Annotated in this window: 28 protein-coding genes and 1 pseudogene; 21 read left to right on the top strand and 8 right to left on the bottom strand. The window is 70.6% G+C overall.

All coding sequences use genetic code 11. From position 1 onward, the window contains the following. Window positions 1–35 precede the first annotated feature (35 nt). Genes sufD through IG99_RS00805 form a run of 6 tightly spaced genes read left to right on the top strand, consistent with a single transcriptional unit; the run spans window position 36 to window position 4372 of the window. Complete coding sequence (gene sufD / locus IG99_RS00830) at window positions 36–1220, top strand: Fe-S cluster assembly protein SufD (RefSeq protein WP_037668517.1); 1185 nt, start codon at window positions 36–38, stop codon at window positions 1218–1220. Continuing rightward, window positions 1217–1534 (top strand): non-heme iron oxygenase ferredoxin subunit, encoded by a 318-nt coding sequence (locus IG99_RS00825; protein WP_037668515.1) that lies wholly within the window; start codon window positions 1217–1219, stop codon window positions 1532–1534. The genes sufD and IG99_RS00825 overlap by 4 nt, the downstream gene beginning before the upstream one ends. Before the next feature lie 7 nt (window positions 1535–1541). Next, window positions 1542–2306: a Fe-S cluster assembly ATPase SufC gene (sufC, locus tag IG99_RS00820; RefSeq protein ID WP_037668512.1), complete on the top strand. Its 765-nt coding sequence runs from the start codon at window positions 1542–1544 to the stop codon at window positions 2304–2306. Further along, a complete protein-coding gene (locus IG99_RS00815) occupies window positions 2303–3559 on the top strand; it encodes a cysteine desulfurase (RefSeq protein WP_037668510.1) in 1257 nt (418 codons plus the stop codon). The genes sufC and IG99_RS00815 overlap by 4 nt, the downstream gene beginning before the upstream one ends. A gap of 16 nt (window positions 3560–3575) precedes the next feature. Next, window positions 3576–4043 (top strand): Fe-S cluster assembly sulfur transfer protein SufU, encoded by a 468-nt coding sequence (sufU, locus tag IG99_RS00810; protein WP_037668508.1) that lies wholly within the window; start codon window positions 3576–3578, stop codon window positions 4041–4043. Continuing rightward, a complete protein-coding gene (locus IG99_RS00805; protein WP_037668505.1) occupies window positions 4040–4372 on the top strand; it encodes a metal-sulfur cluster assembly factor in 333 nt (110 codons plus the stop codon). Before sufU ends, IG99_RS00805 begins: the two co-directional genes overlap by 4 nt. Window positions 4373–4459: 87 nt before the next feature. Here the strand turns inward: IG99_RS00805 and IG99_RS00800 are convergent, their stop codons facing one another. Both IG99_RS00800 and IG99_RS00795 read right to left on the bottom strand, forming a co-directional pair. Beyond that, the gene (locus IG99_RS00800) at window positions 4460–5299 is read right to left on the bottom strand and encodes an AbfB domain-containing protein (protein ID WP_037668503.1); all 840 of its coding nucleotides are present in this window, start codon (window positions 5297–5299) and stop codon (window positions 4460–4462) included. A gap of 142 nt (window positions 5300–5441) precedes the next feature. Further along, window positions 5442–6332: a winged helix-turn-helix transcriptional regulator gene (locus IG99_RS00795; protein ID WP_037668501.1), complete on the bottom strand. Its 891-nt coding sequence runs from the start codon at window positions 6330–6332 to the stop codon at window positions 5442–5444. 207 nt (window positions 6333–6539) lie between these two features. On the opposite strand from IG99_RS00795, the gene dapD reads away from it, so the two are divergent. Together dapD and IG99_RS00785 are read left to right on the top strand one after the other, a co-directional pair. Further along, window positions 6540–7529: a 2,3,4,5-tetrahydropyridine-2,6-dicarboxylate N-succinyltransferase gene (gene dapD, locus IG99_RS00790; protein ID WP_037668499.1), complete on the top strand. Its 990-nt coding sequence runs from the start codon at window positions 6540–6542 to the stop codon at window positions 7527–7529. Between the two features lie 605 nt (window positions 7530–8134). Beyond that, a complete protein-coding gene (locus IG99_RS00785; RefSeq protein ID WP_037668496.1) occupies window positions 8135–8779 on the top strand; it encodes a LysE family translocator in 645 nt (214 codons plus the stop codon). A gap of 9 nt (window positions 8780–8788) precedes the next feature. On the opposite strand, the pseudogene IG99_RS50010 reads toward IG99_RS00785, so the two are convergent. Beyond that, window positions 8789–9184, bottom strand: a pseudogene (locus IG99_RS50010) (hypothetical protein); the annotation flags it as partial. A 21-nt stretch (window positions 9185–9205) separates the two neighbouring features. On the opposite strand from IG99_RS50010, the gene IG99_RS00780 reads away from it, so the two are divergent. The 3 genes from IG99_RS00780 (at window position 9206) to IG99_RS00770 (ending at window position 11007) form a co-directional block, all read left to right on the top strand. Next, window positions 9206–9865: an MSMEG_1061 family FMN-dependent PPOX-type flavoprotein gene (locus IG99_RS00780; RefSeq protein WP_037668493.1), complete on the top strand. Its 660-nt coding sequence runs from the start codon at window positions 9206–9208 to the stop codon at window positions 9863–9865. Window positions 9866–9958: 93 nt separating this feature from the next. Next, a complete protein-coding gene (locus IG99_RS00775) occupies window positions 9959–10624 on the top strand; it encodes a nitroreductase (protein ID WP_037668490.1) in 666 nt (221 codons plus the stop codon). A gap of 104 nt (window positions 10625–10728) precedes the next feature. Next, window positions 10729–11007, top strand: a complete 279-nt coding sequence (locus tag IG99_RS00770) for a hypothetical protein (RefSeq protein WP_037668488.1) — start codon at window positions 10729–10731, stop codon at window positions 11005–11007. A gap of 26 nt (window positions 11008–11033) precedes the next feature. On the opposite strand, the gene dapA is transcribed toward IG99_RS00770, so the two are convergent. After that, window positions 11034–11960, bottom strand: a complete 927-nt coding sequence (dapA, locus tag IG99_RS00765) for a 4-hydroxy-tetrahydrodipicolinate synthase (protein WP_199815426.1) — start codon at window positions 11958–11960, stop codon at window positions 11034–11036. Between the two features lie 182 nt (window positions 11961–12142). Here dapA and IG99_RS51330 point away from each other — a divergent pair, with 182 nt between their 5' ends. Genes IG99_RS51330 through IG99_RS00750 form a run of 4 tightly spaced genes read left to right on the top strand, consistent with a single transcriptional unit; the run spans window position 12143 to window position 14015 of the window. Further along, window positions 12143–12277, top strand: a complete 135-nt coding sequence (locus tag IG99_RS51330) for a hypothetical protein (RefSeq protein WP_267882522.1) — start codon at window positions 12143–12145, stop codon at window positions 12275–12277. Beyond that, the gene (locus IG99_RS00760; protein ID WP_037668483.1) at window positions 12274–12996 is read left to right on the top strand and encodes a hypothetical protein; all 723 of its coding nucleotides are present in this window, start codon (window positions 12274–12276) and stop codon (window positions 12994–12996) included. Before IG99_RS51330 ends, IG99_RS00760 begins: the two co-directional genes overlap by 4 nt. Window positions 12997–13053: 57 nt before the next feature. Continuing rightward, complete coding sequence (locus IG99_RS00755) at window positions 13054–13473, top strand: phage holin family protein (protein ID WP_037668476.1); 420 nt, start codon at window positions 13054–13056, stop codon at window positions 13471–13473. Then, complete coding sequence (locus IG99_RS00750; protein WP_037668475.1) at window positions 13470–14015, top strand: DUF3618 domain-containing protein; 546 nt, start codon at window positions 13470–13472, stop codon at window positions 14013–14015. The genes IG99_RS00755 and IG99_RS00750 overlap by 4 nt, the downstream gene beginning before the upstream one ends. A gap of 59 nt (window positions 14016–14074) precedes the next feature. On the opposite strand, the gene IG99_RS00745 is transcribed toward IG99_RS00750, so the two are convergent. Next, entirely contained in the window at window positions 14075–15901 is a 1827-nt protein-coding gene (locus tag IG99_RS00745; protein ID WP_037668473.1) for an endonuclease/exonuclease/phosphatase family protein, read from the bottom strand. Window positions 15902–16172: 271 nt separating this feature from the next. Between IG99_RS00745 and IG99_RS00740 the strand changes: the two genes are divergently transcribed. From IG99_RS00740 to IG99_RS00720, 5 genes are all read left to right on the top strand, one after another. Next, on the top strand, window positions 16173–17639 hold the full coding sequence (locus tag IG99_RS00740; protein WP_037668472.1) for a hypothetical protein: 1467 nt from the start codon (window positions 16173–16175) through the stop codon (window positions 17637–17639). Between the two features lie 164 nt (window positions 17640–17803). Next, the gene (locus IG99_RS00735; RefSeq protein WP_037668470.1) at window positions 17804–19246 is read left to right on the top strand and encodes an alkaline phosphatase PhoX; all 1443 of its coding nucleotides are present in this window, start codon (window positions 17804–17806) and stop codon (window positions 19244–19246) included. A 337-nt stretch (window positions 19247–19583) separates the two neighbouring features. Next, window positions 19584–21167, top strand: coding sequence for a TROVE domain-containing protein (locus IG99_RS00730; protein WP_037668467.1), 1584 nt, complete (start codon window positions 19584–19586; stop codon window positions 21165–21167). Between the two features lie 100 nt (window positions 21168–21267). Further along, window positions 21268–21915, top strand: coding sequence for a GntR family transcriptional regulator (locus tag IG99_RS00725; RefSeq protein WP_037668465.1), 648 nt, complete (start codon window positions 21268–21270; stop codon window positions 21913–21915). 14 nt (window positions 21916–21929) lie between these two features. Beyond that, complete coding sequence (locus tag IG99_RS00720; RefSeq protein ID WP_037668462.1) at window positions 21930–22946, top strand: 1-aminocyclopropane-1-carboxylate deaminase; 1017 nt, start codon at window positions 21930–21932, stop codon at window positions 22944–22946. Here the strand turns inward: IG99_RS00720 and IG99_RS00715 are convergent. Next, window positions 22943–23356, bottom strand: coding sequence for a nuclear transport factor 2 family protein (locus IG99_RS00715; RefSeq protein ID WP_234311725.1), 414 nt, complete (start codon window positions 23354–23356; stop codon window positions 22943–22945). The genes IG99_RS00720 and IG99_RS00715 overlap by 4 nt on opposite strands. Window positions 23357–23403: 47 nt before the next feature. Between IG99_RS00715 and IG99_RS00710 the strand changes: the two genes are divergently transcribed. Continuing rightward, window positions 23404–23982, top strand: coding sequence for a TetR/AcrR family transcriptional regulator (locus IG99_RS00710; RefSeq protein WP_037668459.1), 579 nt, complete (start codon window positions 23404–23406; stop codon window positions 23980–23982). 55 nt (window positions 23983–24037) lie between these two features. Here the strand turns inward: IG99_RS00710 and IG99_RS00705 are convergent, their stop codons facing one another. After that, the gene (locus tag IG99_RS00705; protein WP_037668456.1) at window positions 24038–25225 is read right to left on the bottom strand and encodes a TerD family protein; all 1188 of its coding nucleotides are present in this window, start codon (window positions 25223–25225) and stop codon (window positions 24038–24040) included. A gap of 63 nt (window positions 25226–25288) precedes the next feature. Continuing rightward, window positions 25289–25516, bottom strand: a complete 228-nt coding sequence (locus IG99_RS00700) for a hypothetical protein (protein WP_037668453.1) — start codon at window positions 25514–25516, stop codon at window positions 25289–25291. Between the last annotated feature and the right edge of the window lie 48 nt (window positions 25517–25564).

Genomic DNA, 25564 nt, shown 5'->3' with positions numbered 1-25564 from the left:
GCCACTCACGTAAGAAAGCGAGCACTACGACAGCCATGGCTGACGCCCAGAGCATCCCGGTGGGTTCCACCACCGCCGGTTCGATCGCGGTCGCCGCGGAGTCGACCGTCGCCACGCGCATGAGCGCGCCGCCCTCCTTCGACGTGGCGGACTTCCCCGTCCCCCACGGCCGTGAGGAGGAGTGGCGGTTCACCCCGCTGGAGCGGCTGCGCGGCCTGCACGACGGCACCGCGGTCGCCACCGGTGACGGCGTGAAGGTGGACGTTCAGGCCCCCGAGGGCGTCACCGTCGAGGCCGTCGGCCGCGACGACGCCCGGCTCGGCAAGGCCGGCACTCCCGTGGACCGCGTGGCCGCCCAGGCGTACTCCGCGTTCGAGAAGGCCGGCGTGGTCAGCGTCCCCAAGGAGACGGTGCTCACCGAGCCGATCCGCATCGCCGTGCACGGCGAGGGCGGCGTCGCCTACGGCCACCAGATCGTCGAACTGGGCGCCTTCGCCGAGGCCGTCGTCGTCATCGACCACACCGGTGACGCCGTGCTCGCGGCCAACGTCGACTACCTCCTGGGCGACGGCGCCAAGCTCACCGTCGTCTCCGTCCAGGACTGGGACGACAAGGCCGTCCACGTGGCCCAGCACAACGCCCTCGTCGGCCGGGACGCGACCTTCAAGTCGATCGTCGTGACCTTCGGCGGCGACGTCGTCCGCCTGCACCCGCGTGTGCAGTACGCCGGCACCGGAGGCGAGGCCGAGCTGTACGGCCTGTACTTCACGGACGCCGGCCAGCACCAGGAGCACCGCCTCCTGGTCGACCACAACACCCCGCACTGCAAGTCGAACGTCGCCTACAAGGGCGCGCTCCAGGGCGACGACGCGCACGCCGTGTGGATCGGCGACGTCCTCATCGAGGCCAAGGCCGAGGGCACCGACACGTACGAGATGAACCGCAACCTGGTCCTCACGGACGGCGCGCGGGTCGACTCCGTACCGAACCTCGAGATCGAGACCGGCGAGATCGTCGGCGCGGGCCACGCCTCCGCCACCGGCCGCTTCGACGACGAGCAGCTCTTCTACCTGATGGCGCGCGGCATCCCGGAGCACGAGGCCCGCCGCCTCGTCGTCCGCGGCTTCTTCGCCGAGCTGGTCCAGCACATCGGTGTGGACGACATCGAGGAGCGCCTGCTCGCGAAGATCGAAGAGGAGCTGGAGGCGTCGGTCGCATGACCTTCGTACGCGCCTGTGGACTGAGCGAGCTGGAGGACGACACCCCGAAGCGGGTCGAACTCGACGGCACGCCGATCTCGGTCGTCAGGACCGAGGGGGAGGTGTTCGCGATCCACGACATCTGCTCGCACGCGAACGTCTCCCTCTCCGAGGGCGAGGTGGAGGACTGCCAGATCGAGTGCTGGCTGCACGGCTCCGCCTTCGACCTGCGTACCGGTAAGCCGTCCGGCCTCCCCGCCACGCGCCCCGTCCCCGTATACCCCGTACAGATCGAAGGGGACGACGTACTCGTCTCCCTCACCCAGGAGTCCTGAGGCACCCATGGCAACGCTTGAAATCCGAGACCTGCACGTCACCGTCGAGGCCGACAACGCCACGAAGGAGATCCTCAAGGGCGTCGACCTCACCGTGAAGCAGGGCGAGACGCACGCCATCATGGGCCCCAACGGCTCGGGCAAGTCGACCCTCGCCTACTCGCTCGCGGGTCACCCGAAGTACACGATCACCGGCGGCACCGTCACCCTCGACGGCGAGGACGTGCTGGAGATGTCCGTCGACGAGCGCGCCCGCGCGGGCCTGTTCCTGGCGATGCAGTACCCGGTCGAGGTTCCGGGTGTCTCCGTGTCGAACTTCCTGCGCACCTCCGCCACCGCCATCCGCGGCGAGGCCCCCAAGCTGCGCACCTGGGTGAAGGAGGTCAAGGAGGCCATGCAGCGCCTCAACATGGACCCCTCCTTCGCCGAGCGCAACGTCAACGAGGGCTTCTCCGGCGGTGAGAAGAAGCGCCACGAGATCCTCCAGCTGGAGCTGCTCAAGCCGAAGGTCGCGATCCTCGACGAGACGGACTCCGGCCTGGACGTCGACGCCCTGCGGATCGTCTCCGAGGGCGTGAACCGCGTCCGCGAGACCGGCGAGGTCGGCACCCTGCTGATCACGCACTACACGCGCATCCTGCGCTACATCAAGCCCGACTTCGTCCACGTGTTCGCGGACGGCCGGATCGCCGAGTCCGGCGGCGCCGAGCTCGCGGACAAGCTGGAGAACGAGGGCTACGAGGCTTACACGAAGGGTGGCGTATCCGCGTGACACAGCTGCCGGGCCTCCTCGACACAGAGGCGATCCGCAAGGACTTCCCCATCCTGGACCGTCAGGTCCACGACGGCCGGAAGCTCGTGTACCTGGACAACGCGGCGACCTCGCAGAAGCCGCGCCAGGTGCTGGACGCCCTGAGCGAGTACTACGAGCGCTACAACGCCAACGTCCATCGCGGTGTGCACGTGCTCGCCGAGGAGGCCACGGCGCTGTACGAGGGCGCGCGCGACAAGGTCGCGGAGTTCATCAACGCGCCGAGCCGCGACGAGGTGATCTTCACCAAGAACGCCTCCGAGTCGCTCAACCTCGTGGCGAACATGCTGGGCTGGGCCGACGAGCCCTACCGCGTGGACTCCGAAACCGAGATCGTCATCACGGAGATGGAGCACCACTCCAACATCGTGCCGTGGCAGCTGCTCGCCCAGCGCACTGGCGCGAAGCTCAAGTGGTTCGGGCTGACCGACGACGGCCGGCTCGACCTGTCCAACATCGAAGAGGTCATCACCGAGAAGACGAAGATCGTCTCTTTCGTGCTGGTGTCGAACATCCTCGGCACGGTGAACCCCGTCGAGGCGATCGTGCGCCGGGCGCAGGAGGTCGGTGCGCTGGTCTGCGTCGACGCCTCCCAGGCCGCGCCGCACATGCCGCTGGACGTACAGGCCCTGCAGGCCGACTTCGTGGCCTTCACCGGCCACAAGATGTGCGGTCCGACGGGCATCGGTGTGCTGTGGGGCCGCCAGGAGCTCCTGGAGGACCTGCCGCCGTTCCTGGGCGGCGGCGAGATGATCGAGACCGTGTCGATGCACTCGTCGACCTACGCCCCGGCGCCGCACAAGTTCGAGGCGGGCACCCCGCCGATCGCGCAGGCGGTCGGCCTGGGCGCGGCGATCGACTACCTCAACTCGATCGGCATGGACAAGATCCTCGCCCATGAGCACGCCCTCACCGAGTACGCGGTGAAGAAGCTGGGCGAGGTCCCGGACCTGCGGATCATCGGCCCTTCCACGGCCGAGGACCGGGGCGCGGCGATCTCTTTCACGCTCGGCGACATCCACCCGCACGACGTGGGCCAGGTCCTCGACGAGCAGGGCATCGCGGTCCGGGTCGGCCACCACTGCGCGCGGCCGGTCTGCCTGCGGTACGGAATTCCTGCGACCACACGAGCGTCGTTCTATCTGTACTCCACGTCGGCCGAGATCGACGCGCTGGTCGACGGCCTGGAGCACGTACGGAACTTCTTCGGCTGACGGGACGAGCGATCGCATGAAGCTGGACTCGATGTACCAGGAAGTCATCCTGGACCACTACAAGCACCCGCACGGGCGGGGCTTGCGGGATGGCGACGCCGAGGTGCACCACGTGAACCCGACGTGCGGCGACGAGATCACCCTGCGTGTGAAGTACGCCGGCACGACGATCGAGGACGTCTCGTACGAGGGCCAGGGCTGCTCCATCAGCCAGGCCTCGGCCTCCGTACTGAACGAGCTCCTCGTCGGCAAGGACCTGGCGGATGCGCGGAAGATCCAGGAGACCTTCCTGGAGCTGATGCAGTCCAAGGGCAGGATCGAACCCGACGACACGATGGAGGACATCCTGGAGGACGCGGTGGCGTTCGCCGGTGTCTCCAAGTACCCGGCCCGGGTCAAGTGCGCCCTCCTCAGCTGGATGGCGTGGAAGGACGCGACGGCCCAGGCCCTGGGCGGAGCGGACGCCGAAAGGAAGACGGCATGACTGACACCGTGGAGATGAAGCCCGCCTCGGAGGAGGAGCTCCGCGAGGCCCTGATGGACGTGGTCGACCCCGAGCTGGGCATCGACGTCGTCAACCTGGGGCTGATCTACGGCATCCACGTCGACGACGCGAACATCGCCACCGTCGACATGACCCTGACCTCGGCGGCCTGCCCGCTGACGGACGTGATCGAGGACCAGGCGAAGTCCGCCACGGACGGACTGGTCAACGAGCTGCGCATCAACTGGGTCTGGATGCCGCCGTGGGGCCCCGACAAGATCACCGACGACGGCCGCGAGCAGCTGCGGGCGCTCGGGTTCAACGTCTGAGGCGCACACGGCACAACGCGCGGCACAAGCGAAACGGCGACGTTCGTCAGAACGTCGCCGTTTGTCGTTTCCTCAGGCCCGTGCTTCTCAGGCCAGTCCGCCCACGAGCCGGAACGCCGAGTCCCCGGCGTACGGACCGTAGTACTGGTATGGGTCCAGACGGATCTGGAAGTCCTTGTGGCGCAGGAAACGGCCCGGGTAGTTCACCGACTCCAGCATGGTCGCGCCGGAGTAGGGGGAGACGCGCGGGCAGAAGGTGGCGTCCTGCTCGAAGAGGGAGGAGCCGTCGTCGTGCTCGGCGCGCAGCACGAAGTTGCGGTGCCGCAGATAGCCGCCGTCCGTCGTGGCGAACGAATAGCAGGCCCCGTTGGCCAGGCCCTTGACCAGGGCGAACGTGACGTCCTGACGGGCGGCCCCGGAGCTGACCGCGGCCAGCTTCACGTAGCTGCCCGACACGTACCAGTACCGGTCGGGGTAGTTGGCCGAGCGGACGGAGCGCCAGTTCGTCGCCGGCTTGGGGGCGGGCTCCTCGGCAGGGGCCGTCTTGGCGGGCTTGGCGGGCTTCTCGGCCGGGGCCTTGGTGGGTGTGGGGGTGGGTGTCGGTGTGGGGCTCTCCTTGAGGGGGGTGGGGGAGGCGGCGGCCGCGTACGGCATCGCGGACTTGCCCTTGGGTGTCTTGGTGCCGGCCGGGGACGGCGTGCCGAAGGAGATCAGACCCGGCGCGGTGCCCGCGTCCGATGTCTTCCCTGACATCCCGTCACCGTCCCGCTGCGTGGCGGTGATGGCCACCGCACAGGCCGCGATGGTGGCCACGGCGAGGCCGCCCGCCAGCCACAGCCGACGGGTGCCCGGCGTCCGGGAGGTGTCCGGGGCCCAGCCGTTCTCCCACGGTTGCTCCTGCGGGGGCCGGGACTTGTTTTCTGGCATGCGCTGTTCCTCTCGCGGCGCTCCAAGCGGCCGCGGCTGCGATGACCCGGTGTATGAATGGTGAAGCAGATGGAAGAGTAATGGAACAGATGACCTTCGAGCAGCCGTTTGAAGTGAGCGGTTTCCATAGTGTGATGGAGGCTCAGGTCAGGTCATCAGCCAGACGCCGTACGGTCGTCAGTGCCGCCTCGACGCCCCCCGCGACGTCCGTGACCGGGTACTGCACCTCCCGCACGACCCGTTCCCGGTCGACGACGAGAGTGAGCCGCTTCAGGCGCGCGGTGCCCGCCGCACGGAATGTCGGCAGTCGCAGGGCGGCGGTCAGTGCGGGCTCCGCCTCCGACAGCAGCGGGAAGCCCAGGTCCTCCGTCTCGGCGAACGCCCGCAGCTCGTCCGGACGTTGCGTCGAGATCCCGTGCACGGTGGCGCCGGCGGCGCGGAGCTCCGCGAGACTGTCGCGGTAGGCGCAGGACTCCAGGGTGCAGCCGGGGGCGCCGGGAATGTCGGCCCAGCCCGGCGGATACGCGTCGGGGCGGGCGTAGGCGCCGGGGAAGCAGTACAGGACGGTGAACGGGGTGCCGGAGGCGACGGGGTCGCGGGACTCGCCACGGTCGTCGAGGAGTTCGAGCCGGGGGAGTCGGGTGCCGCGAAGATCGTGGACGCGGCGGGCCTCCATCGAGGTCTCCGCCGCCGTGGCCGTCGTCGTACCGTCGCCCAACACCCAGGCGTCACCCCAGTCCTGAAGGGCGATCAGCACCGGCAGGAGGGCGCGGCCGCGCGGGGTGAGGCGGTACTCGTGGCGGACCGGGCGGTCCTGGTACGGCACCTTGGTGAGCACGTCCGCCTCCACGAGCAGGCGCAGCCGCTCGGCCAGCACCTTGCGGGAGAGGCCGAGCTCGCTCTGGAGCTCGTCGAAGCGGTGCAGGCCGCGTGCCGTGTCCCGCACGACGAGGAGGGTCCACCAGTCGCCGACGACGTCCAGGGCCTGGGCGACGGCACAGGTGGAGTCCTCCATGCTGGTCCTGCGGGCCATGGCTCGTCCCTCTCTCCGCCGTGCGGTGTTCCCTGCCGTGCGGTGTTCCCTGCCGTGCGGTGTCATGCGCTGTCGTCGCGCCGAGCATAGTGGGTTCCTACAAGAAACCCACGATTTCCGAGGAGGTCGCGGGCCCGTCCCGCCCGGCACCTGAGACGGCCGCCCGCGGGTTGGCCTCCGCGAGCCCCGGCCGGTTAGGTTTCCCTCATGACCGACACGACTGCTCCTCGTACCACCGGCGCCGTGGCCGCCGGGCTCGCCACCGTCGCCGCCGACGGCACCGTTCTCGACACCTGGTTCCCCGCCCCCGAGCTCGCCGTCGAGCCCGGCCCCGCCGGCAGTGAGCGGCTCGACGCCCAGCGCACGCGTGAGCTGCTCGGCGAGCACGCCGTCGCCGCGGTCGGCAAGGACGAGGTGCGTGGCGTGGAGGTCGTCGCGGTCCGTACGGTCATCTCCTCGCTCGAGGACAAGCCGCTCGACACCCACGACGCCTACCTGCGCCTCCACCTGCTCTCGCACCGGCTCGTCAAGCCGAACGAGCAGAGCCTGGACGGGATCTTCGGCCTGCTCGCCAACGTGGCCTGGACGTCCCTCGGCCCGGTCGCCGTGGACACCCTGGAGACGGTGCGGCTCGCCGCCCGTGCCCGTGGACAGCACCTGAGCGTGTTCGGTGTCGACAAGTTCCCGCGCATGACGGACTACGTCGCCCCGGCCGGTGTCCGCATCGCCGACGCCGACCGCGTCCGCCTCGGCGCGCACCTGTCCTCCGGCACGACCGTCATGCACGAGGGCTTCGTCAACTTCAACGCCGGCACCCTCGGCACCTCCATGGTCGAGGGCCGCATCTCCCAGGGTGTCGTCGTCGGCGACGGCTCCGACATCGGCGGCGGCGCCTCCACCATGGGCACCCTCTCCGGCGGCGGCAAGGAGCGCGTCGCCATCGGCGAACGGTCCCTCGTCGGCGCCGAGGCCGGTGTCGGCATCGCGCTCGGCGACGACTGCGTGGTCGAGGCGGGCCTCTACCTCACCGCCGGCACCAAGGTCACGCTGCCCGACGGCCAGATCATCAAGGCCCGCGAACTGTCCGGAGCCAACAACATCCTCTTCCGCCGCAACTCCCTCAACGGCACGGTCCAGGCCGTCCCGAACAACGCGGAGTGGGGCGGCCTGAACGAGATCCTGCACAGCCACAACTGATCATCGGCGGCCGTGACCTGCGGCTGCCCCATCGATCAACGCCCTGACCTGCTGCTGAGCTGGGTAGTTGTCGACGTTGGCCGGTCTACTGATCAAGGGGCTCGCTGATCAGCGGAAATTGACGAAGCCCACGGCTCTGACCAGGTCGGATGCCGTGGGCTTCTGTCGTTGTCGGTCGGCGTCGGGCGCCTCGGACGGCCCGGGGACGGCCCGGACCCGTGCCGAGCCGTCACCAGTCTGGAAGATCGCGTATGCGCACCTGTCGTGACCAGTCAAGACGCTGACCTGGGCGTTCTCGGGAGGCTTGTCGAGACTCCCCGTTCCGTGCCGCTCCAACGGGCACACAGGGGGCACAGGCGCGCGCCGGGCGGGAGCTCTCCGGCTGGAGTCGGCTCCGGGCCGTCGGCGTCGCTTCAGCTGCGGGCTCAGCACTTGATGTCGTCGGCGGGCCAGGACAGGGCTTGGGGGTGCATGAAGACACCCAGCGGCAAGACCGTATTCTGCAGCAGGCGGGACGGGCGCTGCTGATGGCGTGACAGCCGTCCGTCGCCAGGGGGCGACCCATTCCGTATCAGGTGCCCGACGAACCACCAGGAGGCTGACCGGTGATCACTCTGACCGCAGTCGGAGGAGTGGCCCTGGTCGAACTGGGCATGGCCCTGACTCCGGGACCCAACATGATTCACCTCGCCTCCCGCGCGATCACCCAAGGCCGCAGAGCGGGCCTGGTCAGTCTCAGCGGGACCGCCGTGGGTTTCGTGTGCTACCTGCTGGCCGCGGCTGCGGGCCTGTCCGCGTTGTTCGCCGCCGTGCCGGTGGCGTTCATGGCGGTCAAGCTTGCCGGGGCCGCCTACTTGGCCTACCTCGCCTGGGGCATGCTCAAGCCCGGCGGCAGCTCGCCCTTCGCCCCGGCCCAGGACCTGCCTCCGGTCTCCGACGCCCGCCTGTTCTCGATGGGGTTGCTGACCAACCTGCTCAACCCCAAGATCGCTCTGATGTACGCCGCCCTACTGCCCCAGTTCATGGACCCGCAGGCAGGTCCGGCCTGGGGGCAACTGCTCCAACTCGGTGGTGTGCAGATCATCGTGGGGCTCTTCGTGAACGCTCTGATCATGCTGGGCGCAGCGAGGGTGTCGGGGTTTCTGGCCACCCGGCCCCGTGCCATGGCCGCCCAGCGGTTCACGGCAGGTGGCCTGCTCGGCGCCTTCGCGCTACGTACCGCCCTGTCCCGCGCTCCTGTCAGTACCTGAGCCAGGCGTTCAGCGGCACCCGTGGGTGCCGGAGTACTCACCCCCTGCCCAGCCCACCACTCCCCAGCTCCGCCGGCACTCGCGAACGGCGCCCCCACCATCTCGGAGCCTGAGCGCCCCCGCCGGGAGGCATGTCTGGTCGGGGTCACGCAGGCCGATGCGTGGGTTGACGTGGTGCAGGAGAGCCAGGCCCTGGTGGTGGGTGGCCATGTAGGTGTGGTCGGCGGGGCTCTGTTTTCGTCCACCCAGGCGAAGGGGCGAACCGGTGGTCACCGAAGTCGACGTAGGGCAGTTCGGGGAGGCCGACGACTGGGACTGTCCAGTGGTTGGCGGGGTTATCCAAGTCGTGGCCCAGCACAGGTCGCAGTCGAGGGCGAGGAGTGCGGGGCCGTGTGCCGGGTTCAGCGGCCCATTAGTGTCGGGGGCATGACGACATCCCTTGCCGGCAGTGCCTTCGACCTGCTCCATCTCGACGCCGTGTCCGACCAGGAGGCGCTGCGCCGGGTCTACGAACTCCCCAAAGACACGGCCGTGCGCAAGCAGATGACCGAACTCACCGAGCAGACGCGGCGGTTGATCGGCTGCTCATCGCTGGTCCTGGTCGCCAGCGCGGACGCCGAGGGCAACTGTGACGTCTCCCCGCGCGGCGGCCCCGCCGGGTTCGTCGCCGTCCTGGACGCACGGACGGTGGCGATACCGGACGCGACCGGCAACAAGCGTCTGGACACCCTGCAGAACGTCGTCGCCACCGGACGGGCCGGGCTGCTGTTCGTCATTCCGGGGCGCACCACGACGCTCAGGGTGAACGGCCGGGCCTGTGTCTCCACCCGCCCGGAGCTGTTGTCGCAGCTGACCGCCGTGGGCAAGCCGCCGGCCAGCGCGCTGGTGGTGGGGATCGAAGAGGTCTACCCGCACTGCCCCAAGTCGCTGCTGCGCGGCGGCGCGTGGAAGCCGGAGCAGTGGCTGCCGGCGGACGCCCAGCCGACCTCGGCCGAGGTGACGCTGGCCCAGCTGCGGATGCCGGAGCTGACGATCGCTGACATCGAGCAGGCGGAGGCGGATTCGCTGAAGTACCGGTACGAGTAGGGGGCCGACCGGCGATACGACCCTCTGATTCCTTCATGCGCGCTGAAAGACGATGGAGAGGTTGCTGTCGTTGGCTGAGAGAGACGAGAAGACGTGGACGTGTATGAAGCAGTGGACAGTCGTCGGTCCGTGCGGGCGTTCAGCGATGAGCCGGTGGCCAAAGAGGCACTCGAACGAGTGCTGGCTGCAGCGAGGCGTGCTCCGTCGAGTGGGAACCTCCAGCCGTGGCATGTGTATGTCGTGAGCGGCGAGCCCTTGGCCGAACTGAAGAGGCGCGCGACGTCCAGGGCAATGGCGGGCGACCCGGGTGATGAGCGGGAGTACCCGATGTACCCGACCGAACTGACCTCGCCCTACCTGGACCGCTTTTCGGCCGCGGCCGCCCAGCGGTACGAAGCGCTGGGGATCGAGCGGGACGACCTCGACAGGCCCAAAAAGATCGCCGCCTTGAACTCGGAGGCGTTCGGGGCGCCGGTCGTGCTGTTCTGCTACCTCGACCGGACGATGGGGCCCGGGCAGTGGGGGGACGCGGGGATGTACCTGCAGACGGTCATGCTGCTACTGAGGGCGGAAGGGTTGCACAGCTGCCCTCAGGTGATGTGGACGATGTATCGCAAGACCGTCAGCCAGTTGGTCGGGGCAGATGACGGGCTCGTGCTGTTCTGCGGTGTCGCGGTGGGATTCGAGAAGGAAGGGGTGTCACCGCTGCGCACCGGGCGGGCGGACATGTCGGAAACAGTGCGTTTCATCGGAGTGTGACCGCCGGGCGGTCGAGTCCTACGGGACCGTGCCACCGCGACCGTCCGGGCCGGCGTCGTATCTCCCGGCGGTAGCCATAGGCCGTTCACCAGCTGTGGCTCATCGTGCTGTCGAAGGGGATCGCCCCCGGCAAGTCCTGCTCCTCGATCCTTGATCCCCGTACCGGCAAGGAGATCACCAAGGTTCGCGGAGGCCACCTGCTCGCCTGGGCCGACGACAGGCGGCTCATCGCCTGGGAGCGGACCACGAGCCTCGAGGAGCGGTACCTGGCCCGGCTCGTGCTGGTCACGATCGGCAGCGACAGGGTCAAACCGCTGAGCGGGGTCCGTGAGGAGAGCTCCGAGATCCGGCAGGAGTGGGAGCCCGTCTTCGCCCAGCGCTGACCAGCCGGCCGGGCCAGCCGGCTCGGTCAGCCGCCCGTCAGCTCCTCGTACGCCGCCCGCAGCCCGTCGACCGCCTCGCGGCCGGCGGGCCGCAGCGGTGGACGGACCGGGCCCGCCGGCAGGTCGAGAGCGTTCAGCAGCCCCTTGGCGGTGACCGTGCCGGGCAGGCCCGACGCCATCATCGACTCGATGAGCCGCGTGGCGCGCCGCTGGCGCCGGGCCGCCTCCGCCGTGTCGCCCGCGTCGAAGGCGTCGAGGATCGCCCGCACCTCACGCGGGACCACGTTGGCGACGGTGCTGACACACCCCGCGCCGCCGACCGCGTACAGGGCGAGGATGTGCTCGTCGCAGCCCGCGTAGTACGCCAACTCGGTGCGGGCCAGCACCTTCTGGGTGCCGAGGAAGTCGTAGGAACAGTCCTTGACCGCGACGATCCGGGGGTGTGCGGCGAGGCGGATCATCGTCTCGGGCTCGATGCGGGTGCCGGTGCGGCCCGGGATGTCGTACAGCACGACGGGCAGCCCGGAGGCGTCCGCGACCTCACGGAAGTGTGCCTCGACGGCGTCCTGCGGGGGTCTGCTGTAGTACGGCGTGACCACCAGCACGCCGTCCGCGCCGGCCTTCTCGGCGGCCAGGGCGAGCTCCACGGTGTGCCGGGTGTCCGCGGTGCCCACGCCCGCCACCACGGACGCCCGGTCGCCGACCGCCTCGCGCACGGCGCGCACCAGCGCCGACTTCTCGGCGTCCGTCGTGGTGGGGGACTCACCCGTGGTGCCGGAGAGGACGAGGCCCTCGCAGCCCTCCGTCACCAGCCGGTCGGCGAGCCGCTGCGCACCGTCGAGGTCGAGCGCGCCGGCGTCGGTGAAGGGCGTGACCATGGCGCACAGGGCCCGGCCCAAGGGCGGGGGCGAGGAGGCTGACATCGTCACGGGGATAGTCACGGGAATCGTCATGGGGATAGTCTCGGTCGCGCCACCGTGAAGCTCCACTTAAATTTCCTACGCGATATGCATAAGCATCGCTGAATGGTGAAGGGTGGGTGTGAGGGGTGCGCCGCGAGGCCCGGTGTCCAATGTGCCCCTTCATGGGTCACCATGGTCGAGACGGTCATCTGTCCCTGGGCATGGGAGGCGTCATGAAGCTCGGCAAGGCACTCGCCACCGGAGTCGCGGAGGAGCAGCCGCAGGTCCACGACGAGGAGGTCGTACTCCCCGAGGAGATCGACGACCTCCAGGCGTCCGCGGCCGAAGAGGTTCCGGCCGCACGATGAGGCTGCGGCTTCCGGAGGAACGTCCGACGGAGCCGCCGACCGGATACAAGATCGCCCACCCGGTGCTGTCGCAGGACGGCACCCGGGCCGGGTTCACCGGTGTGTCGCTGGGCGGCGCGCTGCCGTACGGAGTCGTGGCCGACGCGTCCTGCGTCTACGGTCTGCGGCACCGGGCACCGCACCGCCGCTGCGACTGCGGCTTCCACTGCGTGCACGACCGCGCGACCGCCGAGGCCATGCTGTGCACGGCCGAACACCGGACGGCCGTCCTGCTCGAGGTCACGGTCCTGGGCGCCTACATCCGCTTCGAACGCGGCTTCCGCTACGCCCGCCAACGGGTGCGCACCGCCACGGTCGGCCCCTGCGCGTGCGGCACGGTCGCCGCCGCGCTGGCCGACGCCGGCTGGGGCCGCCCCGGCTGGCTCGCGCTCGCCCCGCGCTGCGCGGGCTGCCTGCGCGGCCGTACCTCCCTCTCGCTCGCCGGGTTCGCCCGGCTGGCCGGGCAGGGGCTGCGGGTCGTGGCCGGGGCGGGGGCCGGGGCAGGCCTCGCGGCGCCCGGGCTCGGGGCGGCTGAGGCACCCGGGCTCGGTGCGGCCGACGGTTTCGGTGTGCCCGAACTCGTGGCGGAGGCAGCGCTGTTGCAGGCGCGGCTCGACTGGTTCCAGGCCCAGCTGGCGCGGCTGGGGCCGAGCGGGAGCGGGGGCGGCGAGAAGGGGTAACGGGGGCCGGTCCGGGTACCCGGGTGTTTCCGGAAAGACGAGAGGAGGCGGAACACCGTGACCGGGACCATGCACTCCCGACCTGCCCTCGACGAACACCACTCGGTGGGTGATCTCGTCGGACAGGCCACCGAACAACTTTCCCGGCTGGTACGGCAGGAGATCGGCCTCGCGAAGGAGGAGCTGGCCGAGAAGGGTCGGCGTGCGGGCCGCGGCGGCGGCCTGATCGGTGCCGCGGGCGCCGTCGCCTACGCCGGGCTGCTCGCCCTGGCCGGTACGGCCACCGCCGCGCTCTCGCTGACGCTGCCCGTGTGGGCCGCGGCGCTCATCGTCACGGCGGTGCTGTTCGCCCTCGCCGGCCTACTGGCCGCGCTCGGCCGCTCCCAGCTGCGCCGTGCCGCGCCTCCCACCCCCGAGGAGACCCTCGGCAGCGTCAGGGCCGATGTCGACGAGATCAGGGAAAGGGCGCATCGATGACGGACACACCGAAGGGGACGGGCGGCGCCAAGGGGCCCGACGAGCTGCGCCGGCAGATCGCGCAGACCAGGAGCCAGCTCGGTGACACCATCGAGGAGTTGGCCGCCAAGGCGGACGTCAAGGGCCGCGCCAGGGCCCGCGCCGCCGACCTCAGGGACAAGGCCGGCGCCATGACCGTCCAGTTGCGCAGCACCGCGGCGCAGGCGAGTCACGTCGTGCAGGGCCGGGCCAGCCAGGCGAGCCACGTGGTGCAGGGCAAGGCGGCCCAGGCGGGACACGCCGTCCAGGGCAAGGCGTCCCACGCCGGACACGCCCTGCAGGGCAGGGCCGGCCAGGCCGGGAACGTGGTCCAGGGCAGGGCGAGCCAGGCCGGGCACGTCGTGCAGGGCAGGGCGGAGCAGGCGGGGCACGCCGTGGAGGGGCTGCCGAGCCCGGTGCGGACGGTCGTCCAGGCCGGTCTGCGGCACCCGGGCATGGTGCTGATCGCGGGGGCCGCGGGCGCGGCGATCGCGACCGGCGTCCTGCGGCGCAGGCACCACTGACCCGACCCCACGACGAGGGGGCAGGACGCGTGTCCTGCCCCCTCGCCGCCTGCCCGGACCTACGGGCGGAACCGCAGCACCTGTGGGTCGTGGTCGCTGATCTGGTCGTTGAACTCCGAGTTGATGTGCACGCTGTCGTACTCGAAGTCGCAGCCGCGCCGGATCGACGGGCTGACCAGGATCTGGTCGAGGACCTGGCTGTTGCCCTGGTAGTCGTACGTGTAACGCTCGCTCTTCGGGAGCGACTTGATCGCCGACCACAGCTCGCCGTCACCCTCGAGCAGCTTCGCGGTGTCGGAGAACTCGAAGTCGTTGATGTCGCCCAGCGCGACGACGTCCGCGTTCTTCTGGACGTCGAGGATGTTCTTGACGAACGCGTTCACCAGCGTCGCCTGCTGGTGGCGCTGGACCTCCGAGCTGCGCGCCGGCGGCTGGTACTGCGAGGTCAGGCCCTGGTCGCCGCCCTTGGAGTTGAAGTGGTTGGCGATCACGAAGACCGTCCGGCCACGGAAGACGAACTCGCTGGCCAGCGGTTTGCGGCTGTTCGCCCAGGCCGCGTCGGCGGGGGCGATGCGGCCGGGGGAGAGCGACAGGGCCGCCTTGCCGTGTGCCTTGGTGACAGCGACGGCGGTGGTGGCGTCGCCGCCGGCGCGGTCGGTGAAGGAGACCCGCTCCGGGTTGAACAGGAACACCTGGCGGATGTTGCCGCCCGGCTCACCGCCGTCCGCGTTGTTCGCCGGGTCGATCGAGCGCCAGTCGTACGTCGGGCCGCCCGCCGCCACGATCGCGTCGATCAGATTGGTCACCGTCTGGTCGGCGGCCACCGTGCCGTCGTTCTTCGCGCCGTTGTTGTCCTGGATCTCCTCCAGGGACACGATGTCGGGCGACTGCAGGTTGTTCACGATCGCGGAGGCGTGCTCCTCGAAGGTGGCGTCCGACGGGTCGAGGTTCTCCACGTTGTACGTGGCGACCGCCAGCTGGCTCCTGCTCTGCTTCTGGGTCGTCTCCCGCTTCAGGCCCGCGCTCTTCAGCGTGCCGAGCTGGTTGGCGACCAGCGTGTAACCGCCGAACTGGTTGTAGTCCAGCAGGCCCGCCGTGGTGCCGGTGAGCGTGTCGCCGACGTTCGCGGCGGGGAAGTCGGCCACCGCGCCCAGGGACTGGATCTGGAGCCGGCCGGTGTTCTGGGAGTCGTAGGAGCCGTAGACCGTGCCGCCGCGGCGGTCGGTGTGCTCGCTCGGCTTCACCGTGACCCACAGCTCGGTGTACGGGTCGGTGGCGCCGACCACGCGGGCGTCGGAGACCTGGACGTTCATGCCCTCCAGGGACTCGTAGTAGTCCAGGGCGTACTTCGACGGCCGGAGCGTCAGGCCGTTGACCGAGCCGCTCGCGGCGGTGTCGCCGGCCGGGGCGTAGGCGTCCGGCACCGAGCGGGCGTCGACGACGGTGGCGGCCGGGACCGCGTTGCCGCTGGAGACGACGGTGACCGTCGGCTTGGTGATCTCGGTCACCGACTGGTTGCCGGTCGAGGTGCCGCCAGGGACGAACTCCGAGACGGTGCCGCTGACGGTGACGGCGTCGCCGACGGCGGCCTTCGGGGCGGAGCTGGTGAAGACGAACACGGCCTCGCTGGTGGCGGGGTCCGCGTCCGGGGTCGGATCCTGGATCCAGAAGCCCTTGGAGGAGCCGTAGCCGCGCACACCGGTGACGATTCCGGCCACGTCCGTGACCTGCTGGCCGGCGTACGGGGATATGCGGGTGCTGCCCTGGATGTCGTGGATGCGCACGGAGTCCGCGTGCGCGGGAGAGGTGAGAGCCACGGTGGACGCCGCGGAACAGACGGCGGCGACGGTGAGCGCGGCGAGACGCGCGGAAGACCTGCTCGGCAAGGGATCCCTCCGGGGACGAACATGAGCGCCGGGACGAGGGTGGAGCGTGGACGGTGAGCCGCGACCGGTGGGGCGATGGCGACGCGCGTAGACGTCGGGAACACAGGTGTTCACTGATTTCTACGCGCGTCAATCTCCAGCCTGCTCAGGCCACTTGTCAAGGTTTCGGCCATGTACGTGCCCTGACCGGTAGATGAACCGGGCGGCATGGGTGGATATCCGTCTAGGCTGAGCGACTGAGTGGTACGACGCGCCCGAGGAGAACCAACCGATGTCAGACAGCTCCCCCTTGCCGCCGGTGCGCCTTCACCCCGAAGCGGAGCTGGCGCGGGACGCGCTGTCCACGCCGTTGCTTTCGCGGGCCGCTCGGCTCGCCCGCTGGGCCGGCCCCGAGACCCGCGTCGACGCGGGCGGCGGCCTGGTCGACGAGCAGCTCCCGGCCGCGGCTGAGGTGCTGGGACTGGGCGTGACCGCCGCCGACGAGTCCGGGGTGGGTGAAGGCGACGCCGCGGCCCTCGCGAGCGAGGCGTGGCGGGTCGCCATGGACGCCGGGCTGGTCGAGGTGGTCGACGAGGAGGCCGGCACCGTGGCGCCGGGCGCCGACCTGGCGCTGCTGACCGGGGGCTCGCCGCACGACGTGCTCGGGGTGTGGCTGGCCGCGCTGGAGACCGTGCTCGCCGACGCGAGTGTGCCGGACCTCGACGACCTGGTCGAGGCGATGGACGAGGGCGGCGAGATCGACCTCTCGCGACTGGACTGGGACCCCGACGCGGAGGCGGACTTCCTCGACGGCGTGCTCGGCAACCTGTATCTGCTGACGGTCAGTGAGGACGGGGCCGGGGAAGGGCCGGTGCCGCTGCCCGCGCTGGCCGCGTCGATGATCGTGCCCGGCGACATGGGGGAGCCCAGCAACGACGTGCTGGAGCAGGTGTCCGACGCGATGATGCGGCTGGACGACCAGTTCCGGGTGCTGGCACCGGTGGGACTCGTGGAGTACCGACCGGTCGACGAGGCGCTGATGGCGGACGCCGAGGACGCGACGGAGGAGCAGTCGGCCCCCGTGGACGACACCGACGTCTCGCGCTACGGCATGGTGCGGCTCACACCGCTCGGTCTCTACGGGCTGCGGGCACGGCTGCTGGAGGCCGGGTTCACGGCCCCCGCCGTCGGGGAGCTCGCGGACAAGGGCGCCGACGCGCTGCTCGACGGGACGGCCGTCTTCGGGCCGCGGGCCGCCCTGGCGGAGACCGAGCAGTGGCTGGCCCGGCGTGAAGCGCTCACCGCGGCACGGGAGTTGCTGGGAGCGGCTCGGGGCTCCGACGCGGGTGCGCCGCTGCGCCGGCTGCGGTGCCAGCAGGCACTGTCGCTGGTGGGTCCCCAGGCCGCGCCCGCGCTGCGCGAAGTGCTGGACGACGCCGAGCTGGGCGGGCTGGCGCGGGTGTGGCTGACCGAGCAGGGCGCTCCCGACGTGCCGGCGCCGTCCGAGGCCATGGTCTTCTGGCTCACCATCGACACGGTCGCGGCGCAGCTGGCGGCCGAGGGCAACTCCGAGGAGCTGCGCGAACTGGTGGCGGGCCTGGCCGAACAGCACAGCGGGTTCTTCGCGGCGGCCTGGCGGGTGGACCACCCCGCCACGGCGGATGTGCTGGAGGAAATGGGCCGTATCCACCCCGACAAAAAGGTGGCCAAGGAGGCCCGGAAGGCGGCGTTCAAGGCGCGGTCGCAGCGCGGGGAGTGAGGGCACCGTCCGGGGCTGCGCCACGGGTGAATGGGTGCGGCGCCTGCCGGATTCACCGAAGCGGGTCGGCATGCTTCGCCCCGCGTTCAACTCCTGTTCAGGCGTGGACGGGACGGTGGCGCCGCCGCCCCTCCACGGCCTCACCGTCACAGGAGACACACACCATGTCGCTCAGCCGCAGGGACTTCGCCAGGAAATCCGCGATCACCGGTGCCGGTGTCGCGCTCGCGGGCAGTGTCGGCGCTCTCGCCACCGCCCCGAACGCTCTTGCCTCCACGGACGTCGAGAACGCGGACGAGAAGTCCGCGGACGGCCATGGGGTGGGTTACGGGCCGCTGATCCCCGATCCGAACGGCATCCTGGCGCTGCCCGCCGGTTTCACGTACCGGATCATCACGTACAGCGGGAAGACCAAGCTGGAGTCCGGCGAGTTCACGCCGTCCAACCACGACGGCACCGCCACCTTCGCCGGCCCGCGCGGCGCGACCCTCCTGGTCAACAACCACGAGCTGAAGGGCCCGCGCGCCTCCTGGCCGTACCCGGTGCCGCTCACCGAGGGCCTGGTCTACGACCCCGCCGCCTCGGGCGGCTGCACGGTCGTCGAGGTGCGCCCCGGCGGACACGTCGCCGAGTGGGTGGGCATCGCCGGCACCTCCACCAACTGCGCGGGCGGCAGCACGCCGTGGGGGACCTGGCTCACCTGCGAGGAGACCGAGGACAAGGCCGGCGCCAACGGCATGACCAAGGACCACGGCTACGTCTTCGAGGTCGACCCCGTCGACCGCCGGGCCAACCGCGCTCCCGAGCCGATCAAGGCGCTGGGCCGCTACGCCCACGAGGCCGTCGTCATCGACCCCAAGCGTGGTCACGCCTACCTGACCGAGGACGCGTCCGGTCCCAACGGGCTGCTGTACCGCTGGACCCCGCCGGAGGGCTTCTGCCACGGCCGCGGCAAGCTGCGTGGGCTCGCCGACGACGCCGGCCTCCTCCAGGCCTTCAAGTGCTTCGACTCCGGCGGCAAGTTCGTCGACGACCTCTCCCGCGCGACGAAGACCGGCACCGTGTACGGCGTCGACTGGGTGGACGTCCCCGACCGCGACGCCAGGACCACGCCCGTGCGCAAGCAGTTCACCACCGGCCAGGTCACCCGCGCCCGCAAGCTGGAGGGCATGTGGTGGGGCGACGGCGGCACCTACATCGTCTCCTCGTACGCCCGTGAGGAGAGCCCCGTCCAGCACGACGGCCAGGTCTGGTTCTACGACCCCAAGCGCCGCACGCTCACCCTCAAGGTCCTGCTCGGCGTCAATCCCGACCCGTCCGTCGACGGTGCCTTCGACGGACCCGACAACATCACCGTCTCCCCCTACGGCGGCCTGGTCATCGCCGAGGACGGCGAGGGCGTCCAGCACCTGTTCGGCGCCACCGACAGCGGCCGTACCTACCCCATCGCCCGCAACGAGCTGAACATCGGCACCGAGGAGGAGCCCGAGTACAGCGAGTTCACCGGCGTCACCTTCTCGCCCGACGGCCGCACCCTCTACGCCAACATCCAGACCCCGGGCATCATGCTCGCCATCACCGGTCCCTGGAAGCGTCAGCGGCGGTAATTAATTCGTTCGCGACACCCGAGCTGCGTCTCCTACATTGAGATCACGAAAGAACGCACCTCCCGGTGCGAAGGCAGCGGCTACTTCTTGCAAAGAATCCAGCGCCGCCGCCGACTTGATCTCGGGAGGCGCAGCTCATGGTGGGTGCCCGGTGCGCAGGCAACGGTTACTTCATTGGATCGGACGGTTGCGGGTTCGAGTCCCGTCATCGACTTCGGGTCGGTGTAGCTCAATCGGTAGAGCATCTGGCTAAGTCCGTCGCCGACTCCTGATCTCGGGCACCCTCCTTCCGCTGCGCCTCTCTCCGAAATGCAATTGAATTCGGGGGGAATTCACCATGGCGCGATTCAACACACGTGCGGCCAAGGCGCAGCCGACCTCACGCGTCACCTCGACGGGCCGGCTGCTCCGTACCTATGAGGGCGGCCGCGGTCGCGAGCGGGACGCACGCTCCGAGCTCTTCCTCCTCGCCGTCTCCAACTTCGTGTCGCAGCAGACCTTCTACGAGACCGGCGCCGACCGCGACGACCGGTACCAGCGGCTCGTGCGCGAGCTCGCCGTCACCGACCCGGAGTGGACGGCCGGCCTGCTCGGCTGGCTGCGAGGCGAGGGCCGGCTCCGTACGGCCGCGGTCGTCGGGGCCGCCGAGTACGTGAAGGCACGCCTGGAGGCCGGCGCGACCGACGGTCCGTCGAACCGCGAGGTCGTGGCCTGCGTGCTCCAGCGACCGGACGAGCCCGGTGAACTGCTGGCCTACTGGACGGCGCGGTACGGCCGGAACGTCCCGAAGCCCGTCAAGCGCGGGATCGCCGACGCCGTACGGCGTCTCTACAGCGGCAAGTCGCTGCTGAAGTACGACACCGCCTCCAAGGGGTACCGCTTCGGCGACATCCTCAACCTGGTGCACGCGGCGCCGGACCCGGACAAGCCGTGGCAGGGCGAGCTGTTCCAGTACGCCCTCGACCGCCGGCACAACCCGGACACGGCGGTGCCGCCCACGTCGAACCATCTCCTCACGGCGCACCGCGAGCTCATGGCGCTGCCCGTCGAGGAGCGGCGCGCGGTCGTCACCTCGGAGGGCGGCGCCGGGCGGCTCGCGGCGGCCGGGATGACGTGGGAGGCGCTGGCGGGCTGGTTGCAGGGGCCGATGGACAAGGAGGCCTGGGAGGCGGTCATTCCGTCCATGGGACCCATGGCGCTCGTCCGCAACCTGCGCAACTTCGACGAGGCCGGTGTCTCCGACGAGGTCGCGGCGGGTGTGGCGGCCCGGATCAGTGGCCCGGCGGAGGTCGCTCGTTCGCGGCAGTTCCCGTTCCGCTACCTCGCCGCGTACCAGCACGCGCCGTCGCTGCGCTGGGCGTACCCGCTGGAGCAGGCGCTCGGTCACTCGCTGGCCAACGTGCCGGCGCTGTCCGGGCGGACGCTGGTGCTCGTCGACCGGTCGGGCTCGATGTTCTACTCGCGGCTTTCGGACCGCTCCGAGCTCAACCGGGCCGACGCGGCGGCGATCTTCGGCACGGCGCTCGCGCTGCGGGCGGCGGACGCGGACCTCGTCGAGTTCGGCACGACCAGCAAGGCGGTCGGATTCCACCGGGGCGAGTCCGTGCTGCGGGTCCTGGAGCGCTTCGGCGACCTGGGCGGCACCGACACCACCGGTGCGGTGCGGCGCCACTACCGCGAGCACGACCGGGTACTGATCATCACCGACGAGCAGTACGCGTACAGCCCGCACGGCGAGCCGACCGAGCAGGTCCCCGCGCATGTGCCGGTCTACACCTGGAACCTCGCCGGATACCGGGCAGGCCACGGCCCGGCCGGGAAGGGCAACCGGCACACCTTCGGCGGCCTCTCGGACGCGGCTTTCCGGATGGTGCCGCTGCTCGAGGCGGCCCGGGACGCCGACTGGCCTTGGGCTGCCTGAACTGGTCGTGTCGCGTGGAGAGGGCCCGTACTCCGGTGCGGGCCCTCTCGCGTGTCCGGGGTCTTGTCGGGAACCAGGATTGATATCTAACATTTCAGTTGTGGAGGCCATTCGACCCGTGCCGCGCACCCTGCTCAGGGACCGCGCCTACGCGTCCATCCGGGACGCCATCGTCGCCGGTGAGATCGGACCCGGCACGGTGGTGCGGGACGCCGATCTCGCGGAGCGGCTCGGGCTGTCGCGGGCGCCGGTGCGGGAGGCGTTCGCGCGGCTCGTCGACGAGGGGCTGCTGGAGAGCAAGCCGCAGAGCTACACCCGGGTCACCCCGGTCGTGGCCGCCGACGTGCGGGACGCGGCCGCCGTGGTCGGCGCCATGCACGAGCTGGCGGTCCGGATCGGCGTGCCCCGGCTGGGGGACGCCGATGTCGAGGTGATGCGCGCGGCCAACGAGCGGTTCGCCGCCGCCGTCCGCGCCGGGGACGTGGACGGGGCGCTGCGGGCCGACGACGAGCTGCACGACGTTCTCGTGCGGGTGAGCGGCAACCGCGCGGCCGCCGCGACCGTCGCCCGCTACACCCCGCTCATCCGCCGGCTGGAGCGACAGCGTTTCGGCGAGGGCGGCAACTGCCGTTCGGCCGGGCTGCACGAGCGGCTCATCGAGGCCTGCGCGGACCGTGACGTGGCCGGGGCGGTCCGCGTCACCGCCGAGATCTGGCGGGGGCTCGAAGAGCTCGCCGACTGCGACTGAACCCGGGAGGACCCATGTCCCTTTCCTCGTACGAGCGTTACCCGCTGCTCTTCGGCCCGTCCCCCGTGCATCCCCTGGAGCGGCTCACCGCGCACCTCGGCGGCGCCACCCTCTGGGCCAAGCGCGAGGACTGCAACTCCGGCATCGCCTACGGCGGCAACAAGACCCGCAAGCTGGAGTACCTGGTCGCCGACGCCCTCGCGCAGGGCTGCGACACCCTGGTGTCGATCGGCGGGGTGCAGTCCAACCACACCCGCCAGGTCGCCGCGGTCGCCGCGCGCGCCGGGCTCAAGTGCGTGCTGGTCCAGGAGAGCTGGGTCGACTGGCCGGACGCCGTGTACGACAAGGTCGGCAACATCCTCGTCAGCCGGCTCGCCGGGGCCGACGTACGGCTGGTGAAGGCGGGGTTCGGGATCGGCTTCAAGGAGAGCTGGGAGCAGGCGTTGCGGGAGGTCGAGGAGGCGGGCGGCAAGCCGTACGCCATTCCAGCCGGCGCCTCGGACCACCCGCTCGGCGGCCTCGGCTTCGCCGGCTGGGCCTGTGAAGTGGCCGAACAGGAGCGGGCGCTGGGAGTCTTCTTCGACACCGTCGTCGTCTGCTCGGTGACCGGCTCCACGCAGGCGGGCATGGTCGCCGGGTTCGCCGTGCTGGAGGAGGCGGGCGGCCGGCCGCGGCGCGTGCTCGGCGTCGACGCCTCCGCGAAGCCCGCCGCCACCCGGACCCAGATCGCCCGCATAGCCCACCGCACCGGACAGCTCATCGGTGTCGAGCGTGAGCTGACCGAGGCGGACGTCGAACTGGACGAGCGGTACCACGCGGGTGTCTACGGCGTCCCCGACGAGGCCACGCTGGAGGCGATGCGGCTGGCCGCACGGACCGAGGGCATGGTCACCGACCCCGTGTACGAGGGGAAGTCGATGGCCGGCATGGTCGACATGGTCCGGCGCGGCGATATCGAACCCGGGTCCACCGTGCTCTACGCCCACCTCGGCGGGCAGCCGGCGCTGAACGCGTACAGCGCGCTGTTCTAGCCGGCGGCGCGGACCGCTGCCGAGCCGTCCATGTAGTCGCGCACGTGCACGATCGCGCCGTCGCGCACCCGCATCACCAGCAGGCCCGGTACCCGGAACGCTGCACCGGTGGTGGCGAGGGTTCCGGTGACGATCTGCTCCACGACGATCACTTCCGGGTCGGTGGTCTCGTGGACGGCCACCTCGACGACGTGTTCGGGCCGTGCCGGACTGGCTGCCCAGGCGGCGCGGTACGCGGCGCGCACCTCTTCGCGTCCGTCGCAGCGCTCGGGCAGTCCCGGGAAGGGGAACGGCACCTCGTGCACGGCGTCGGGGGCGTAGAGGTCGGCCAGCTCGTCGGCCGAGGAGTCGAGCAGCGCCCTTCGGTAGCGGTCCAGGACGGCTCTAACCGGGGACTGTCTCCGTTTCATGCTCGGTACCATACCGAGGGTGTCCCCGGCTCGCAAGGAGTATCTGGATGGCGCAGGTCAGGCCCATGCGTGCGGATGCCCGTCGCAACTACGAGCGGTTGCTGAGGGCAGCGACGGACGCTTTCGCCGAGCATGGGGAGAACGCCTCACTCGATGACATCGCCAAGCGGGCGGGGGTCGGCTCCGGCACGCTCTACCGGCACTTCCCCAATCGGCACGCGCTGCTGGAGGCCGCCTACGTCGGGCGGATCGAGGAGCTGGCGGCACGGGCGGGGGAGCTCGCGGAGGAGCTGCCGCCGGGGGAGGCGCTGGTGGCTTGGCTGAACGAGGTGTGTGTGACGACCCTTCAGGTGCGGGGGTTGAAGGCACTGATGGGGTCGGCCGTCACGGACGCGGGGGCGGTGGCGGTCACCGAGTGCGGAACCGTTCTCAAGCAGGCGGCGGTGGTGCTGGTGGAGGCCGCGCAGCGGGAGGGGGCGTTGCGGGCGGACATCGAGGCGGTGGACGTGCTGCGGCTGGCACATGGGGTTGCTACGGCGTCGGAGCTGGCGGAGGGGGAGGGGAAGCAGATCCGACGGTACTTGTCGCTGTTGGTGGAGGGGTTGCGGGCGAGGGCCACGGACTGAACACCGAACGCAGAATGCCCCCTGAAGCGGGGGCACCCTGGATGCGTACCGGTCGTCACAGGGCCTGCGCCGCCGGCTTCACCATGTTCCGTACCGTGCGGGCCTTCACGAAGTCGCCCATCGCTGTCATGTCCCATTCGCCGGAGAACTGGCGGATCAGCTTGGCCATCATCACGCCGGTCTGGGGTTCGGCGTTGGTGAGGTCGAAACGGACGAGTTCCTCGCCGGTCGCCGCGTCCAGGAGGCGGCAGTAGGCCTTGGCGACCTCGGTGAACTTCTGGCCGGAGAAGGAGTTGACCGTGAAGACCAGGCCGGTGACGTCCTGGGGGAGGCGGCCGAGGTCGACCACGATGACCTCGTCGTCGCCGCCGCCCTCACCGGTGAGGTTGTCGCCGGAGTGCTTGATCGCGCCGTTGACGATGGACAGCTTGCCGAAGTAGCAGCTGTCGATGTGGTTGCGCTGCGGGCCGTACGCGATGACCGACGCGTCGAGGTCGATGTCCTTGCCCCGGTACGCCGGTTCCCAGCCGAGGCCCATCTTGACCTGCGAGAGCAGCGGCCGGCCGCCCTTCATGAGGGAGACGGTCTGGTTCTTCTGGAGGCTGACGCGGCCCTTGTCGAGGTTGATCTTCCCCGTGGCGGGGGCCACGGCGGGCGCGGGCGGCGTCTGGGGCATGGGCGGGGCAGGCGCGGTGGCCGGCGGCTGCGTCGTGGGCGCCGGGGGAGCCACCGGCTGCGCGGGCGCCGCGGGTTCCTCCACCGTGACGCCGAAGTCGGTGGCGATGCCCGCCAGGCCGTTGGCGTAGCCCTGGCCGACCGCGCGGGCCTTCCAGACACCGCCCCGGAGGTAGATCTCCACGACCACCAGCGCCGTCTCGGTGCCGAGCTGCGGGGGCGTGAACGTGGCGAGGACGCTGTTGTCGTCCGCGTTGCGGAGGGTGGCGGTCGGTTCGACGCCCTGGAAGGTCTGGCCCTGGGCGTCGGGGCTGGCGGTGACGACGATCTTCTCGATGCCCGGGGGGAGGGCGGTGGTGTCGACGACGATGGCGTCCGGCGCCGCGCCGCCGCCGGAGCGGTACGTCACGCCCGGGCCGGCGGGCTGGTTGTAGAAGATGAAGTCGTCGTCGGAGCGCACTTTGCCGTCGCCGGTGAGCAGCAGGCCCGATACGTCGAGCCGCACCGGGGCGGCGACGTCCACCGTCACGCGTGGGGCGGAGAGAGGGATGTTCGAGCCGGGGGTCATAGCTGTCATGCCGGGTGAACGAGCGAAGCCGTTTTACCGTTCCCTTACCAGCGGCCGATCGGGTCAGCGGCGGTTGCACGGATGGTTGCGGGCCGTCCGTTCGTTGCCCCGCTTGTAGTTTCCGGTCCAGCGGGCCATGACCAGCTGGGGGTAGGAGGCCGCGTTCTCGACCTCGGCGAGGAACTGGGCGGCCCGGGCACCGTGCAGGGTGGTGGCGGGGCGGTCGTGGTGAGTGATGTGGACGGTGTCGGGACCGTGCCGCTCGTATCGGAAACCTTGAGGGCGGGGCATGCGGCGATGGTAGGGCGGTGCGGTCGACCGCCCCACCGATTTTCGCCC

It is taken from the genome of Streptomyces griseus subsp. griseus (assembly GCF_000720255.1).
In the GTDB taxonomy this organism is placed as follows: domain Bacteria; phylum Actinomycetota; class Actinomycetes; order Streptomycetales; family Streptomycetaceae; genus Streptomyces; species Streptomyces griseus_I.
This window is presented reverse-complemented; position numbering and strand designations above follow the sequence as displayed.

What these genes read in the sequence shown, in the direction of transcription:
- IG99_RS00780 (WP_037668493.1), top strand. Translation starts at nt 9,206, where the DNA reads ATGACGACATCCCTTGCCGGCAGTGCCTTCGACCTGCTCCATCTCGAC.
- IG99_RS00720 (WP_037668462.1), top strand. Translation starts at nt 21,930, where the DNA reads ATGTCCCTTTCCTCGTACGAGCGTTACCCGCTGCTCTTCGGCCCGTCC.
- dapA (WP_199815426.1), bottom strand. Translation starts at nt 11,960, where the DNA reads ATGACGATTCCCGTGACTATCCCCGTGACGATGTCAGCCTCCTCGCCC.
- IG99_RS00740 (WP_037668472.1), top strand. Translation starts at nt 16,173, where the DNA reads ATGTCAGACAGCTCCCCCTTGCCGCCGGTGCGCCTTCACCCCGAAGCG.
- IG99_RS00705 (WP_037668456.1), bottom strand. Translation starts at nt 25,225, where the DNA reads ATGACCCCCGGCTCGAACATCCCTCTCTCCGCCCCACGCGTGACGGTG.
- dapD (WP_037668499.1), top strand. Translation starts at nt 6,540, where the DNA reads ATGACCGACACGACTGCTCCTCGTACCACCGGCGCCGTGGCCGCCGGG.
- IG99_RS00805 (WP_037668505.1), top strand. Translation starts at nt 4,040, where the DNA reads ATGACTGACACCGTGGAGATGAAGCCCGCCTCGGAGGAGGAGCTCCGC.
- sufD (WP_037668517.1), top strand. Translation starts at nt 36, where the DNA reads ATGGCTGACGCCCAGAGCATCCCGGTGGGTTCCACCACCGCCGGTTCG.
- IG99_RS00795 (WP_037668501.1), bottom strand. Translation starts at nt 6,332, where the DNA reads ATGGCCCGCAGGACCAGCATGGAGGACTCCACCTGTGCCGTCGCCCAG.
- sufC (WP_037668512.1), top strand. Translation starts at nt 1,542, where the DNA reads ATGGCAACGCTTGAAATCCGAGACCTGCACGTCACCGTCGAGGCCGAC.
- IG99_RS00715 (WP_234311725.1), bottom strand. Translation starts at nt 23,356, where the DNA reads ATGAAACGGAGACAGTCCCCGGTTAGAGCCGTCCTGGACCGCTACCGA.
- IG99_RS00800 (WP_037668503.1), bottom strand. Translation starts at nt 5,299, where the DNA reads ATGCCAGAAAACAAGTCCCGGCCCCCGCAGGAGCAACCGTGGGAGAAC.
- IG99_RS00730 (WP_037668467.1), top strand. Translation starts at nt 19,584, where the DNA reads ATGGCGCGATTCAACACACGTGCGGCCAAGGCGCAGCCGACCTCACGC.
- IG99_RS00710 (WP_037668459.1), top strand. Translation starts at nt 23,404, where the DNA reads ATGGCGCAGGTCAGGCCCATGCGTGCGGATGCCCGTCGCAACTACGAG.
- IG99_RS00825 (WP_037668515.1), top strand. Translation starts at nt 1,217, where the DNA reads ATGACCTTCGTACGCGCCTGTGGACTGAGCGAGCTGGAGGACGACACC.
- IG99_RS00700 (WP_037668453.1), bottom strand. Translation starts at nt 25,516, where the DNA reads ATGCCCCGCCCTCAAGGTTTCCGATACGAGCGGCACGGTCCCGACACC.
- IG99_RS00750 (WP_037668475.1), top strand. Translation starts at nt 13,470, where the DNA reads ATGACGGACACACCGAAGGGGACGGGCGGCGCCAAGGGGCCCGACGAG.
- sufU (WP_037668508.1), top strand. Translation starts at nt 3,576, where the DNA reads ATGAAGCTGGACTCGATGTACCAGGAAGTCATCCTGGACCACTACAAG.
- IG99_RS51330 (WP_267882522.1), top strand. Translation starts at nt 12,143, where the DNA reads ATGAAGCTCGGCAAGGCACTCGCCACCGGAGTCGCGGAGGAGCAGCCG.
- IG99_RS00735 (WP_037668470.1), top strand. Translation starts at nt 17,804, where the DNA reads ATGTCGCTCAGCCGCAGGGACTTCGCCAGGAAATCCGCGATCACCGGT.
- IG99_RS00760 (WP_037668483.1), top strand. Translation starts at nt 12,274, where the DNA reads ATGAGGCTGCGGCTTCCGGAGGAACGTCCGACGGAGCCGCCGACCGGA.